Consider the following 14,940-nt stretch of genomic DNA (forward strand, 5'->3'; position numbering starts at 1 on the left):
CGCATTTGCTAAATATGCCGCTGATGGTGTGAGTGATTTAATTATTGATCTTCGTTATAATGGTGGCGGTTATGTAGAAACAGCCGAACACCTCATCAATTTAATTGCGCCTTCTACGGCTACCGGTACGATGTTTAAAGAGTATTATAACCAAACGATGAGGGAGAATAAGGCCACCATTCTTTCTCACCAGCTATTATTGGATGAAAACGACAAGCCTCAGGATCAGGATAAGGATGGCAAAAGTGATACTTATGCTGATGTTGATTTTTCTGTAGCAAGGCAAACGACTATTTTTAGTAAGAAAGGGAACTTAACACAGGTGGCGAATGTTGTTTTTCTGGTCTCCGGTGGCACCGCTTCTGCAAGTGAGCTGGTGATCAATAGCCTTAAACCTTTTGTTAATGTAAAATTGGTTGGTAAAACTACTTATGGCAAACCCGTAGGCTTTTTCCCTATCAGACTGGAAAACAAATACGATGTCTATATGTCGATGTTTGAAAGCAAAAATTCAAAGGATGAGGGCGGTTATTATGCTGGTTTTACGCCGGATAAAATAGATGTAAATACCAATGCTTTATATGATGATGCAACACATGACTTCGGCGATCCTCTGGAGAGCTATACAAAAGCAGCATTAGAGATTTTAGCACCGGCTATGGCAGTAACTTCCTCCAATGCAACGATGAGTATTCGTGGTAAAAAAGTGGCTGTAGCCTCTTCTTTAGGCTTGCTTTCAACGGCAAAAAATAAAGAGCAGTTTACCGGCATGATTGAAACCAGACATCACTTGAAAAATTAAAAGCTGTTATTGCTTTTTCATTTGCACTTTTTCTCTGAACACGGCTTGTAAAGCACCTTGTCTGTCAATGTTATCCACTATCTCAAGGATGGCATTGGCAGCATTGATAAAGAAAGGCTGGTTGATGTTCTCAAATTTATCTGTGGCTTTATGGTAATCCTTATGATCTTCCACGCCAAAATAAATCCAGGGAATATTTTTTGCGTCAAAAGCACCCTGGTCACTTTGGTTGGTCCAGTCATCTACTTTTTGTTTGGGGTTGTCATGCCCGAATAATATCCTCAACTCTGGGTTACTTTGTACAATGTATTTTCTTAACTCAGGGAATTTATAGGTTCCCGCGGCAAAGAGCTGACCTTTGTCATTATGACTGATCATGTCTAAGTTAATGTTTAATTTAATCTTCGCCAGGTTGAATGGTGGCTGTGCAACAAATGCTGAAGAGCCTTTCCAGCCTTGTTCTCCTGCATCAAAGGCTACAAATACAAGGGTGTAATTGGGCTTAGCTTTTTTGTAATGGGCAGCAATTTTTAATAAGCCAGCGATGCCCGATGCATTGTCGTCCGCACCGTTATAAATTTCATTGTCAAGCACGCCTAAATGATCATAATGACCTGAAAGTACAATGACTTCATCTGTTTTTCCGGGTATATAACCTACCACGTTTTTACCGCTGACATTATTGCCGCTCATGTCTTTAAAGCTGAAGCTTTGTTCGTAATTAGGTAGCGAAGCGAAAGACTTTAATCCTATGCTTTTAAAACGTTTAACAATATAACTCCTGGCCAGTTCAGCCCCTTTAGTACCTGTTTTTCTGCCTTGGTAGGTATCTGAAGAAAGTTCTTTTAGGTCCTTGATTAGTTGTGACGCATTTTGAGCGTTAGAATTTGAATTCTTCACTGTGCTGCAACTGAAAAGAAGTGCCAGAGGCAATAATAAATAAATTCTCATGTCTGGGGGAAAGTTAGTTTTACTGGTATCTTTAATGTTTATGACATTCCAATGATCTAATATATCATTAAATTATGACTCTAATACATCATTTTTAAAAAACTTACAGGATTACAAAAACTAAATCAAAATTGATTTGCCGACTAGAACGTAACCATCTATAAATGACCGGCATCATTTAAAACAATAGAAATGAGGATTTTTTTGTTGATTTAACAATCATTGTCTAGCGATTGTTGAAAGGAAGAATGTAGGGAGCTATAGCTTTTCTAAGCTAATAAAATAAAAAGAGGTTGATCATTTTAATAATCAACCTCTTTATGAAAGGGTATACCTGAGTGGCCTTATGTAATGTATTATCCTAAATAAGATTTAAGGATTTTACTTCTTGAAGTATGACGTAGACGTTGTAAAGCTTTATCTTTAATCTGACGTACACGTTCACGTGTTAAGTTAAATTTCTCCCCAATCTCTTCTAAAGATAAAGGGTGGTTAGTGCTTAAGCCAAAGAAAAGAACGATAATTTCACGCTCACGTTCAGTAAGCGTAGAAAGAGAACGTTTGATTTCTTCAGAAAGTGATTCATTAATTAAGCTGCTATCTGTATTCGGCTCATGATTTTCCAACACATCTAACAAAGTATTTTCTTCACCTTGCACAAATGGTGCATCCATAGAGACGTGACGACCAGAGTTACTTAAAGTGTCAGATATTTTATCTACAGTAGTTTCCAGGATGTCAGCTAACTCTTCCGGAGAAGGTTCGCGTTCAAATTCCTGCTCTAACTTAGAGAAAGCTTTACTGATTTTACTTAGGGAACCTACCTGGTTTAAAGGTAAGCGCACAATACGACTTTGCTCAGCAATAGCTTGTAAAATAGACTGACGAATCCACCAAACCGCATAAGAGATAAATTTGAAACCTTTGGTTTCATCAAAACGCTTTGCAGCCTTAATTAAGCCCAGGTTTCCTTCGTTTATTAAGTCACCTAAGGTTAATCCTTGATTTTGATATTGTTTAGCTACAGAAACTACGAAACGTAAGTTGGTCTTGGTTAGGCGTTCTAATGCCGCTTGATCACCTTCGCGTATTTTTCTTGCTAATATTACTTCTTCTTCCGCGGTTATTAAATCTACTTTACCAATCTCGTGAAGATACTTGTCTAATGATTGACTTTCGCGATTGGTAATGGATTGCGTGATTTTGAGTTGTCTCATTTATGTGCTTTGGTACTCGTTATGTGTTTTTTTATGACGTGCAAAAGTAAGAATTAAAAGGTAATTACGGACATAAAATCCTGAAAACGTTACACTTTACACCATTTATTTATATCATATCCTAACAACAAATATTATTCCAACTTTGTTTTGTCAGTTGTCATAGTTCCAAAGAATATTAAGGGTAAATTACCTAGTTTATAGATATTTAAAGGTGTTTTAAGGAGGAAAAACACCCCGGCAATTATTTAGATAATAATTTGTCGCGCTATTGTCAGGAAATTAAATAAGCTCCCGTTATGGAGCTAAAGGTGCTGGTATAGAATTAAATATCCGTAAGTTTAAAAGTTTGATCTAGTTTTACCCCTTTTTCTGTCTGTTGTAAACTACAACACTCATTGATGGGGTCATGCTCAAGGTACAGGATGTAGTTTTTGTCAGTCGCTTCCTGTAAAAATGCTTTCTTTTCGGTCAGCGTCTTTAAAGGAAACATGTCATATGCCATTATATAAGGCAGGGGAATGTGGCCCACCGAAGGTAAAAGATCTGCCATATAGACAATGGTTTTATCCTTGTATTGAATTTGAGGCAGCATCATGGCGTCTGTATGGCCGTAAGCAAAACGGATGTTTACCCCTGGATGAAATTCTACCCCATCTTTGTCATCAACAAATTGCAGCTGTCCGCTTTCCTGGATAGGTAAGATGTTCTCTTTTAAAAATGAAGCTTTCTCCCTGTCGTTCGGGTTAACCGCCCAGTCCCAATGTTGGGCATTACTCCAATAGACAGCATTTTTAAAGGCAGGAACGAGCTTGTCGCCTTCTCTAACAATTGAGCCGCCACAGTGGTCGAAATGCAGGTGTGTTAAAAACACATCAGTAATGTCATTGCGGTGAAAGCCTTTTTTTGCCAGGGAGCTGTCCAAAGTATCATCACCGTGCAGGTAATAATGACCGAGGAACTTCGCATCCTGTTTATCGCCAATGCCATTATCAATTAAAATCAGCCTGTCGCCATCTTCAATGAGCAGGCATCGCATGGCCCAGGTGCATAAATTACGCTCATCTGCAGGGTTTGTTCTTTGCCAGATAGATTTAGGAACCACGCCAAACATGGCGCCGCCGTCTAATTTAAATAAGCCTGTGTCGATGGTATGTAAATTCATGCTGTAATAATTGGTTAGGAATGTAAATGTAAAAAAAAACCTGCTGAATGATCAGCAGGTTCCAAATGTATTTTAAATATAGCTTATAAGTGGATTACTTCACCATAGGCATCAGCAGTAGCTTCCATAATCGCTTCACTCATGGTAGGGTGAGGGTGTACAGCTTTCAGCATTTCATGACCTGTAGTTTCCAATTTACGGGCAACCACAATTTCAGCAATCATTTCAGTTACGTTAGCACCGATCATGTGTGCGCCTAAAAGCTCACCATATTTGGCATCGTAAATCATTTTGATGAAACCATCTTTAACACCTGCGGCACTGGCCTTACCTGAAGCAGAGAAAGGGAATTTACCGATCTTTAACTCGTAACCTGCTGCTTTAGCTGCTTTTTCAGTATAACCTACAGAAGCAATTTCCGGAGAAGTATAAGTACATCCAGGAATGTTGTTGTAATCTAAGGGCTCTGGGTTGTGACCAGCAATTTTCTCTACACAGATGATACCTTCTGCAGAAGCAACGTGGGCTAATGCTTGTCCGGCAACAATATCACCAATTGCATAATATCCTTTTACACTTGTGTTGTAAAACTCATCTACAATTACTTTACCTTTTTCAGTTTTAATACCTGTTTCTTCTAAACCTAAGTTTTCAATGTTGGCAACAACACCAGCAGCAGAAAGAACAATATCACATTCAATAGTTTGCATACCAGCAGCAGTTTTAACCTGCACTTTGCAGCCTGCACCGGTCGTATCAACAGACTCTACACTTGAAGATGTCATGATGTCAATACCTACTTTTTTGAAGCTGCGTAACAATTGTTTTGAAATGTCTTCGTCTTCTACAGGAACAATGTTGTCCATGAATTCAACGATGGTTACTTTAGTACCCATTGTTGCGTAGAAATAAGCAAACTCAGAACCTATAGCACCAGAACCAATGATGACCATAGATTTTGGTTGTTCTGGTAATACCATTGCTTGTCTGTAGCCAATGATTTTTTTACCATCCTGTTTTACGTTTGGAAGTTCACGTGATCTTCCGCCTGTAGCTACAATTATATTTTTTGCAGTAATCTCTTTTTGAGAACCATCAGCAGCTTTTACGTCCACTTTATTACCGGGCTTCACTTTCGCTGTACCCATGATGACTTCAATCTTGTTCTTTTTCATTAAAAATTGAACACCTTTACTCATGCCTTCGGCTACACCACGACTGCGTTTAACAACAGCAGCAAAGTCAGCTTCAGCACCTGCGGTTTTGATACCGTATTCTGCAGCATGGTTGATGTATTCAAAAACCTGAGCGCTCTTTAATAAGGCTTTTGTTGGTATACAACCCCAGTTAAGGCAGATTCCACCTAAGGACTCACGTTCCACAATTGCAGTTTTTAAACCCAGTTGCGATGCTCTTATTGCAGCTACATATCCACCGGGACCGCTGCCTATTACTATTAAATCGTAGTTCATATCTTAAAAGGAATAACTTAATATATATGCCAAAATTAAAAAAAATGTTGATTATATAGGCCATTAAGCTGACAAGAGTAAAAGTATTACGTAAAATTCTTGATGTGAATTTTTAAGGGTCTGTTTAGCTGTAATTTAAAGGTATTTTAAAAATGTTAATCATCTGTAAGAAATAGGTGGAACTTAACGATTATTTAACACAGAAAACTTAAAGAGTGATCAATAAATAATTATCTTTGCGCCAATAAATTACACAACTAACAAAATTTATAAAATTCATCTAAAAAGTATGAAAAAATCTTTACTATTTAAAGTAGTAGTAATCATCTTTGCCATTGTTGGATCTTTTTCTGTTGCGCAGGCTCAGGTGACCACATCATCGATGACTGGTACTATTAAAGACGCACAAGCGGCTCTTCCAGGAGCAAGTGTGAAAGCCACTCACACACCAACTGGAACAGTTTATGGCATTACCAGTAACAATGATGGCCGTTTTACCATCGGAAACATGCGTGTAGGTGGTCCTTACACTGTTGAAGTATCTTTTGTTGGTTACAAAGCACAAAAGTTCGGTAATGTATACCTTAAATTAGGTGAACCTTACGTTTTGAACGTTGTTCTAGCTGATAATGCAGCTAACCTTACTGAGGTTACAATTGTAGGTTCGCAGCCAAATGCGATTTTGAATTCTAATAAAAGTGGTACATCTACTGTTGTAACCAGAACACAGATTCAAAACTTACCTACCATTACCAGAAGTGTAAATGATATTACACGTTTAACGCCACAAGGTGGTGGACCAAATGGTTCATTAGCAGGTGGAAGTTCACGTTCAAACAACTTTACTGTAGATGGTGCTAACTTTAATAATCAATTTGGTATTGGTTCTAACGTACCTGCAGGTGGTTCTCCAATCTCTATTGACGCTTTAGAGCAGATTTCTGTAAACGTTACCCCTTATGATGTACGTGCTTCTGGATTTACCGGTGGTTCAATCAATGCAGTAACACGTTCAGGAACAAATGATTTTACAGCTTCAGCATTTTATACCATGCGTAATGATGATCAGCAAGGTAAAAATGTTAAAGATTATGAAATTACTAACGTTCAGAAATTTGACCAGAAACAATTTGGTTTCAGCTTAGGTGGTCCGATTATTAAAAACAAATTATTCTTCTTCGTTAACGGTGAGTGGAGCAAAAGTATCTCTCCAGGTACTGCTAACATTGCTTCTACAGCTGCCTTGCCTTACGGTGTAACTGGTACGCCATCTTTTGTTTCAAGACCTACAGAAGATTACATGAACACTGTAAAAAATTATTTAATTTCTAAATATAACTACGATCCAGGTGTTTACCAAGGATATGATAACGAATCTAACAACACTAAATTATTAGCACGTTTAGATTGGAACATCTCTCAAAATCACCGTTTCAACATCCGTTACAACCAGGTAGAAAGTAAATCTCCATTTACTGCAAGTACTTCTACAAGTGGTAGTAACATTAACTATGCTAATAACCGTACCAGTAACTTTGCTTTACCATTCTCTAATACAAACTACTTCCAGGAGCAGAACTTATATTCTGGTGCTGCTGAATTATCTTCATCTTTTGGTAGCAAGTTTACCAACTCTTTAAGAGCTACTTACTCTCACCAAAATGACCCTAGAAGTTCTAACAGTGCATTGTTTCCTTTTGTTGACATCTTAGATAACAAAGCAACAGGTACTGTAGGTAGCCCAATGACCAGTTTTGGTTATGAGCCCTTTACTTATGGAAACTTAAGAGACGTTGAAACTTATACTTACAATGACGATTTTACAATGGCATTAGGTAAGCACAACGTTACTTTAGGTGTTCAATATGAAACAAGTACGACTAAAAACGGTTTCCAACGTTTTGGAACTGGTTTCTATACTTTTAATTCATGGGAAGATTTCGTAAATAATGCAAGACCAGTAAACTTTGCCATTACTTACCCATTAACTGCTGATGGTTCTCAAGCTTACCCAAGCTTTAAATTTGCACAGTTATCGGCTTACATCCAAGATGAGTTCACTGTATCAAACAACTTTAAAGTAACAGCTGGAGTAAGGGTAGAAAGACCATCTTTCCCTGATGTAAGTGAGGTTAAAACACATCCATTAGTAGCTGCTTTAGATTTTGCTAACGGTGAAAAAATTGATACAGGTGTTTTACCTGAAGCACGTACTACTTTTTCTCCAAGATTTGGATTTAACTGGGATGTAAACGGCGATCGCTCTTTACAAGTTCGTGGTGGTTCTGGTATCTTTACTGGTAGAATTCCATTTGTATGGATCGTTGCTCAGTCTGGTGATGCTGGTTTATTGCAATTTACACAGACTTATTCTGGTAATGATGCACCATATTTTAACCCTGATCCAACAGCAAATATCCCTACGACGAAAGCTGCTGCTGGTACGGCAATTCCAAGTAACATCAGTGCAATGGCTAAAGGTTTAAGATTCCCTCAAACATGGAAATCTAGTTTAGCAGTTGACTTTAAATTACCATTCGGTATTGTGGGTACTGTTGAAGGTATCTACCAAAAAGATCTTTATGCAGTTGTTGCAAGAAATGCGAATTTGGTTGATCCAACTAACCTGAACATTGCTGGTTATGCAGATAACAGAATGATCTACCCTAATGCAAACGTTGATAAATACATCAATAAATTAGATAGTAAAGGTTTACCAAGTAAAACTGCTACCAATGCATTGTCTGCAATTGTGATGGACAACGCTGAAGGCGGTAACTACTGGTCTGGAAGTGTTCAATTGAACAAACAATTTGCTCAAGGTTTAAGTTTATCTGCTGCCTATACTAAAAGTGGTGGTAAAAACTTTGGTGATGGTGGTGGTGACCAGATCCTTAACTTATGGTCTTACCCATACAACAGCACTGGTAACACCAACGTAGCTAGCTTAAGTGCTACAAGTAATGTTATTCCTGATCGTGTAATTGCATCTGTTTCTTACCGTAAAGAATACTTGAAAAACTTAGCAACTACCATCAGTATGTTCTATGAAGGTGGTGTTCAAGGTAGATACTCTTACTACTACTCTTCAGACTTTAACCGTGATGGACAAACAAATGATTTGATCTATGTACCTAAAGATAAATCTGAAATTGATTTCGTTCCATTAACTGTTGGCACTAAAACTTACACTGCTGCTGAGCAAAGTGACATCTTTGATAATTATATCAATGGTGATAAATACTTAAGCAAACACAGAGGTGAATATGCTGAACGTAACGGTGCAACAACGCCATGGAGAAATCAAGTTGACTTTAAATTAGTTCAGGAAGTTTTCAGAAACATCGGTGGTAAAAAGAACTCCTTCCAATTTACGATGGACGTATTTAACTTTGGTAACTTGTTAAATAAAGACTGGGGTACATTACAATATGTAAGAAACATGGGTATCTTAACTCCAGCTAACGTTTCTTCTTTAGTTGCTGGTGGCACAACTAAACCTACTTTCAGAATGGCTACCTCAAACGGTGACATTGTTAGAGATAGCTTTGGTACTACTCAAACCATCTCTTCTACTTATTACATGCAATTCGGTGTACGTTATAACTTCAACTAGTTTATAACAACCAATCATAAAAAAAGGGTGCCTCCAAAGGGCACCCTTTTTTTATGTCTCCTGTTTTTCCATCCAGGCCTTCTGTATTTTTTGTGCCTCGGGATTGTGTTCAAAATCTGAAGGAACGTTGGATTTCATGGTTTGAGAATAAGGGATGTTTTGTGGAATAAAATCTTCATCGTGGTTAGGTTTGCTGTAATCATATGGCCAGCGATAAACATGAGGAATTTCTCCTGGCCAGTTGCCGTGATGGTGTTCAACAGGGGTGGTCCACTCTAATGTATTGGAGCGCCATGGATTCTGAACTGCTTTTTCTCCCCAGAAAATAGAATGGAAAAAATTATACAGGAAAGCTATCTGACCCATGCCCGCTACAACGGCCGACCAGGAAATGACCTTGTTGATGTTGAGCCATTTCTGCATGTATTCAAATTCTGTAAAAGCATAATACCTGCGGGGTACGCCATCAAGGCCCATAAAATGCATGGGAAAGAACACCATATAAGCACAAATAAAGGTGACCCAGAAATGAAGATAACCGAGCTTGGGGTTCATCATTCTTCCGAAAAGTTTAGGATACCAATGGTAAACGCCGGCAAGCATGCCGAAAATGGAGGCGCAACCCATCACCAGGTGGAAATGGGCAACAACAAAATAGGTGTCATGAACATTGATGTCTATGGTGGCGTTGCCTAAAAACAGGCCTGTTAATCCTCCAGATATTAGAAAGGAGACAAAGCCTATGGCGAATAGCATGGCAGGGGTAAAGTGAAGGCTGCCGCGCCACAGGGTAGCGAGGTAGTTAAATGTTTTAATGGCAGAGGGCAGGGCAATGAGTAAGGTGGTGATCATAAAAACGCCACCCAGAAAGGGGTTCATGCCTGAAACAAACATATGATGACCCCATACTAAAAACGAGAGCACAAGGATGCCAATCAGCGAATAAACCATAGCATGATAACCGAATATAGGTTTACGTGCATTGGTAGCGATAACTTCTGAAACAATGCCAAAAGCAGGAAGTATGGCGATGTACACTTCAGGGTGGCCTAAAAACCAAAACAGGTGTTCCCAGAGGATCACACTTCCACCTTGATTGGGAAGCACCTGAGTACCAATAACAATATCAGACAAATAAAAGCTTGTGCCGAAGCTTCTGTCGAAGGTGAGTAAGACCACTGCCGCAACAAGGACGGGGAACGTGAGGACTCCTAAAATGGCTGTAAAGAACACTCCCCAGATAGTGAGTGGCATTTTCCATAAATCCATTCCTGTAGTGCGCATGTTTAATATGGTGCTGATGTAATTAATGCCTCCCATTAAAGAAGAAACGATGAAACACACAATGCTGATGAGCCAAAGCGTCATGCCTAGTCCTGAGCCTGATATAGCGGTAGGTAAAGCTGAAAGTGGCGGATAGACGGTCCAACCGGCACTTGCAGGCCCACTCTGCACAAAAAAAGAAGAGGTCAATACCACACATGCCGCAAAAAAGAACCAATAGGAAAGCATGTTGAGAAAAGGAGAGGCCATATCACGTGCACCCAGTTGTAAGGGAATGAGGAGGTTGCTAAAGGTGCCACTCAAACCTGCTGTCAGCACAAAGAAGACCATGATGGTGCCATGAATGGTGATCAGGGCGAGGTAAAAGTCTGGTTTAATGCGGCCACCTTCTGCCCATGAACCTAAAAAGGTTTGTAGAAGAGGGAAGGAGCTTTCTGGCCAGGCTAGTTGAATGCGGAAGATGATGGTGAGCAGTAGTGAAAAGAATGCCATGATAACTGCCGTGATCAGGAATTGTTTGGCGATCATTTTATGGTCCTGACTGAAAATATATTTGGTCAGGAAAGATTCTTTGTGGTGTATAGTCGCTGTTTCCATCGCATAAGATTTGTTGGAAATAAGGTGGACTTAGACTTTATAAAGATGAAGCTATGGTACTTCATTAGCGTTTAACCTCTTAAAAAGACTTCATAAATTTACTAATTATAAACTTGAAAATTGAAATAATGAAGAATGAATTTTGGAGAAAAAACAGTGTAAAATAGCCTTGTTCAAGTTGACTATTGAAGGTTCTTTTACAACTGATGTAAGGGAAAAATACCGGCCTTTAAAAAAGCGATAAAAAAAGGCCTGTAGCAAATAAATGATACAGGCCCTGTGAATATGAAACGAAGGTTAGTTGTAGATGAACGTACCTTTTTCGCTTTCGATGGTTACTTGTTTTTGAGCACTTGTTTCTACTCGACCAATAATCTGCGCATCAATATTGAAGCTTTTTGAAATTTCGATGATGTCTGCAGCAATTTCCTGCGGAACGTATAATTCCATCCGGTGGCCCATGTTAAATACTTTGTACATCTCTTTCCAATCTGTTCCGGACTCTTCCTGAATCAATTGAAAAAGGGGTGGAATAGGAAAAAGGTTGTCTTTAATGACATGCACATCATCATTGATGAAATGCAGCACTTTAGTTTGTGCACCACCACTGCAATGTACAATGCCGTGGATTTGTTTACGGTGTGCCGCTAATACCTTTTTAATTACAGGGGCATAAGTACGTGTTGGAGACAATACCAATTTGCCTGCGGTAATAGTAGTGTTTTCATCAATTTTTACTTCTGCAGTTAAGGCTTTGCTACCAGAAAAAACCAAGTCTATTGGCACTGCAGGATCGAATGTTTCAGGATATTTTTTCGCTATATCTTTATTAAACACATCATGTCTGGCAGAAGTTAAACCGTTAGAGCCCATGCCACCATTGTATTCCTTTTCATAATTCGCTTGTCCGTAAGAAGAAAGGCCAATAATGACATCACCATTCTGGATATGGTGGTTGCTGATGACATCTTCACGTTTTAAGCGGCATGTAACGGTAGAATCGACTATAATGGTTCGTACAAGATCACCAACATCAGCCGTTTCACCACCTGTAGAGTAAATAGAGATGCCTTGTTCACGTAAGTCTGCCAATATCTCTTCTGTACCATTAATAATGGCTGCAATGACTTCGCCTGTAATCAGGTTTTTATTTCTGCCAATGGTAGAAGACAATAAGATGTTTTCTGTAGCACCTACACAGATCAAATCATCAATATTCATGATGATGGCATCTTGTGCAATCCCTTTCCAAACCGAGATGTCGCCGGTTTCTTTCCAATAGCTATACGCTAAGGATGATTTTGTGCCTGCACCATCGGCATGCATGATGTTGCAAAATTCCTCATCATTCCCTAAAATATCAGGAATAATTTTACAAAATGCCTGCGGGAAAATGCCTTTATCAATATTTTTGATGGCTTGGTGCACATCTTCTTTAGAGGCAGAAACGCCACGTTGGTTGTACCTGTTATCACTCATGTGGGGCAAAGATATAGAAACAAAAAAAAAACTCCTGCTTTTTAGGGCAGAAGTTATCAAACTAATGAATTATTTATGTTATTTTAAAAATAACAGCTCTCTGAATTTTGGTAAAGGCCAAACGTTGTCGTCAACAATCTGCTCTAATTTGTCAGTATGGTAACGGATAGCATCAAAATAGCTCTTCACATTCTCATCATAAGCAATTGCTTTATCACGTGAATCTTCAATAGCATTGGTTACTTTACGTTCTTCAAGCATTGCATCAATACTTGTTTTCAGAATTCTAAGGTGGTCTGAAACTTTACCAATGATGGCAAGAGGAGTTTCTAAAGCTTCTTTCGGCAATCCTAATTCTTTTAAGCCTTTAGCGTTTTCAAGCAATGAGTTTTGGTAAGAAATGGTAGCAGGGATGACCATGCTGTTCGCCATTTCACCAATTACTCGCGCTTCGATTTGAAGTTTCTTGTAATAGCTTTCTAACAAGATCTCATGACGAGCGTGCAATTCGCGTTCGCTGAAGATATTAGTTTTACCAAATAACTCAATAGATTTCTCACTTACGTAAGCATCTAAAGCTTTAGGTGTAGTTTTAATATTTGAAAGACCACGTTTTGTAGCTTCATCTTCCCACTCCTGGCTGTAACCATTTCCTTCAAAACGGATATCTTTAGATTCTTTGATGTATCTTTTGATAATCGTTAATAAGGCAACATCTTTTTTCTCACCTTTTTTAATCAGTTTATCAACTTCAATTTTGAATTTAGTCAATTGATCAGCAACGATAGCATTTAATACTGTCATCGGTGCAGCAGAGTTACCTGAAGAACCTACCGCTCTTAACTCAAATTTATTACCTGTAAAAGCAAATGGAGAAGTACGGTTACGGTCAGTGGTATCGAAATTAATTTGTGGAATTTTAGGAATACCTAACCATAAAGAATCTTCGCTTTTCACTTTCTTGATCATGCTGCGAGAAGATTCAATCTCATCTAAGACATCATTAAGTTGTGAACCAAGGAAGATAGAAATAATTGCTGGTGGAGCTTCGTTAGCACCTAAACGGTGATCGTTACTTACAGAAGCAATACTTGCTCTTAATAAATCTGCATGTTCATGTACAGCTTTAATTGTATTTACAAAGAAAGCAAGGAACATCAGGTTGTTTTTTGGTGTTTTACCTGGTGATAACAAGTTTTTACCAGTATCAGTAATTAACGACCAGTTATTGTGTTTACCTGAACCATTGATGCCAGCATAAGGTTTCTCGTGTAATAACACTTTGAAGTTATGTCTGCGGGCAACTTTTTCCATTAGGTCCATTAACAATTGGTTATGGTCAATGGCAAGGTTGATTTCTTCATAGATAGGAGCGCATTCAAATTGCAATGGCGCAACCTCATTGTGACGAGTTTTTAGAGGAATACCTAGTTTTAAGGCTTCGTTTTCAAAGTCCACCATGTAAGTAAATACACGTTCAGGAATAGAACCGAAATAATGATCTTCTAATTGTTGTCCTTTAGCAGACATGTGTCCAAATAAAGCACGGCCGGTTAAAACTAAATCAGGACGGGCGTTAAATAAGGCAAGGTCTACTAAGAAATATTCTTGTTCAATACCTAAAGAGGCAGAGACTTTAGTAATGCTTTTATCAAAATACTGGCAAACATCAATTGCTGCTTTATCTAGTGCGTTTAATGCTTTTAATAGAGGGGCTTTATAATCCAAGGCTTCTCCGGTATAAGAAACAAATACAGTAGGGATACATAGGGTTTTACCTGCTTTGCTTTCCATGATAAAGGCTGGAGAAGAAGGGTCCCATGCGGTATAACCACGTGCTTCAAATGTATTACGGATTCCACCATTAGGGAAACTAGAAGCATCAGGCTCTTGTTGAACTAAAGCGCTACCTGCAAATTTTTCAATGGCACCATCACCACTAGGCTCAAAAAATGAATCATGTTTTTCAGCAGTGGTGCCTGTTAATGGTTGAAACCAGTGCGTGTAGTGGGTTACACCTTTTGACATTGCCCAGGTTTTCATCGCCTGAGCGATATGGTTGGCATCATCCTGATTAATTAATTCACCTTGGTTAATGGAAGAACTTAATTTTTCAAAAACTTCTTTAGATAAGAAATCTTTCATTTTTTTCTTGTCAAACACATTGCATCCAAAAAACTCTGAAATTTTAGTGGATGGTGCGGAAACCTCGGGAGAAATTCTAGATTGTGCTTCTTTTAATGCAGCTGTTCTTAAAGTATTCATTGATTAGTTTGAAATTTAAACAAAAATAGATTATATTATTAATATTCGGTAATATTTAGTGAAATATACTAGTGTTTTTGTGAATAATGCCG

General features: G+C 38.5%; 9 protein-coding genes. 2 read left to right on the forward strand and 7 right to left on the reverse strand.

What is annotated here, in order from left to right; genetic code table 11:
• The coding region (locus ACR2F7_RS11855; protein WP_432713772.1) for a S41 family peptidase at positions 1 to 802 on the forward strand (802 nt) is incomplete at its 5' end.
• A gap of 6 nt (positions 803 to 808) precedes the next feature.
• Here ACR2F7_RS11855 and ACR2F7_RS11860 read toward each other — a convergent pair.
• The 4 genes from ACR2F7_RS11860 to lpdA all read right to left on the reverse strand — a co-directional run bounded on the left by ACR2F7_RS11860 (position 809) and on the right by lpdA (position 5,607).
• Positions 809 to 1,753, reverse strand: a complete 945-nt coding sequence (locus tag ACR2F7_RS11860) for a M28 family peptidase (RefSeq protein WP_432713773.1) — start codon at positions 1,751 to 1,753, stop codon at positions 809 to 811.
• A 356-nt stretch (positions 1,754 to 2,109) separates the two neighbouring features.
• Positions 2,110 to 2,970, reverse strand: coding sequence for a sigma-70 family RNA polymerase sigma factor (locus ACR2F7_RS11865; RefSeq protein ID WP_062547391.1), 861 nt, complete (start codon positions 2,968 to 2,970; stop codon positions 2,110 to 2,112).
• A gap of 325 nt (positions 2,971 to 3,295) precedes the next feature.
• Positions 3,296 to 4,135: an MBL fold metallo-hydrolase gene (locus ACR2F7_RS11870; protein WP_432713774.1), complete on the reverse strand. Its 840-nt coding sequence runs from the start codon at positions 4,133 to 4,135 to the stop codon at positions 3,296 to 3,298.
• A gap of 83 nt (positions 4,136 to 4,218) precedes the next feature.
• Positions 4,219 to 5,607, reverse strand: coding sequence for a dihydrolipoyl dehydrogenase (gene lpdA, locus ACR2F7_RS11875; protein ID WP_432713775.1), 1,389 nt, complete (start codon positions 5,605 to 5,607; stop codon positions 4,219 to 4,221).
• 289 nt (positions 5,608 to 5,896) lie between these two features.
• Here lpdA and ACR2F7_RS11880 point away from each other — a divergent pair, with 289 nt between their 5' ends.
• Positions 5,897 to 9,223 (forward strand): TonB-dependent receptor, encoded by a 3,327-nt coding sequence (locus tag ACR2F7_RS11880; RefSeq protein WP_432713776.1) that lies wholly within the window; start codon positions 5,897 to 5,899, stop codon positions 9,221 to 9,223.
• A 51-nt stretch (positions 9,224 to 9,274) separates the two neighbouring features.
• Here the strand turns inward: ACR2F7_RS11880 and ACR2F7_RS11885 are convergent, their stop codons facing one another.
• From ACR2F7_RS11885 to ACR2F7_RS11895, 3 genes are all read right to left on the reverse strand, one after another.
• Entirely contained in the window at positions 9,275 to 11,104 is a 1,830-nt protein-coding gene (locus ACR2F7_RS11885; RefSeq protein ID WP_432713777.1) for a cytochrome c oxidase subunit I, read from the reverse strand.
• A 297-nt stretch (positions 11,105 to 11,401) separates the two neighbouring features.
• On the reverse strand, positions 11,402 to 12,583 hold the full coding sequence (locus ACR2F7_RS11890) for an AIR synthase related protein (protein WP_432713778.1): 1,182 nt from the start codon (positions 12,581 to 12,583) through the stop codon (positions 11,402 to 11,404).
• A gap of 78 nt (positions 12,584 to 12,661) precedes the next feature.
• The gene (locus tag ACR2F7_RS11895) at positions 12,662 to 14,848 is read right to left on the reverse strand and encodes a glutamine synthetase III (protein WP_432713779.1); all 2,187 of its coding nucleotides are present in this window, start codon (positions 14,846 to 14,848) and stop codon (positions 12,662 to 12,664) included.
• Positions 14,849 to 14,940: the final 92 nt, after the last annotated feature.

The organism is Pedobacter sp., assembly GCF_045628745.1.
In the GTDB taxonomy this organism is placed as follows: Bacteria; Bacteroidota; Bacteroidia; order Sphingobacteriales; family Sphingobacteriaceae; genus Pedobacter.

Coding starts and splice junctions, on each gene's coding strand:
- ACR2F7_RS11870 (WP_432713774.1), bottom strand. CDS start 4,135: ATGAATTTACATACCATCGACACAGGCTTATTTAAATTAGACGGCGGC.
- ACR2F7_RS11880 (WP_432713776.1), top strand. CDS start 5,897: ATGAAAAAATCTTTACTATTTAAAGTAGTAGTAATCATCTTTGCCATT.
- ACR2F7_RS11860 (WP_432713773.1), bottom strand. CDS start 1,753: ATGAGAATTTATTTATTATTGCCTCTGGCACTTCTTTTCAGTTGCAGC.
- ACR2F7_RS11885 (WP_432713777.1), bottom strand. CDS start 11,104: ATGGAAACAGCGACTATACACCACAAAGAATCTTTCCTGACCAAATAT.
- lpdA (WP_432713775.1), bottom strand. CDS start 5,607: ATGAACTACGATTTAATAGTAATAGGCAGCGGTCCCGGTGGATATGTA.
- ACR2F7_RS11865 (WP_062547391.1), bottom strand. CDS start 2,970: ATGAGACAACTCAAAATCACGCAATCCATTACCAATCGCGAAAGTCAA.
- ACR2F7_RS11890 (WP_432713778.1), bottom strand. CDS start 12,583: ATGAGTGATAACAGGTACAACCAACGTGGCGTTTCTGCCTCTAAAGAA.
- ACR2F7_RS11895 (WP_432713779.1), bottom strand. CDS start 14,848: ATGAATACTTTAAGAACAGCTGCATTAAAAGAAGCACAATCTAGAATT.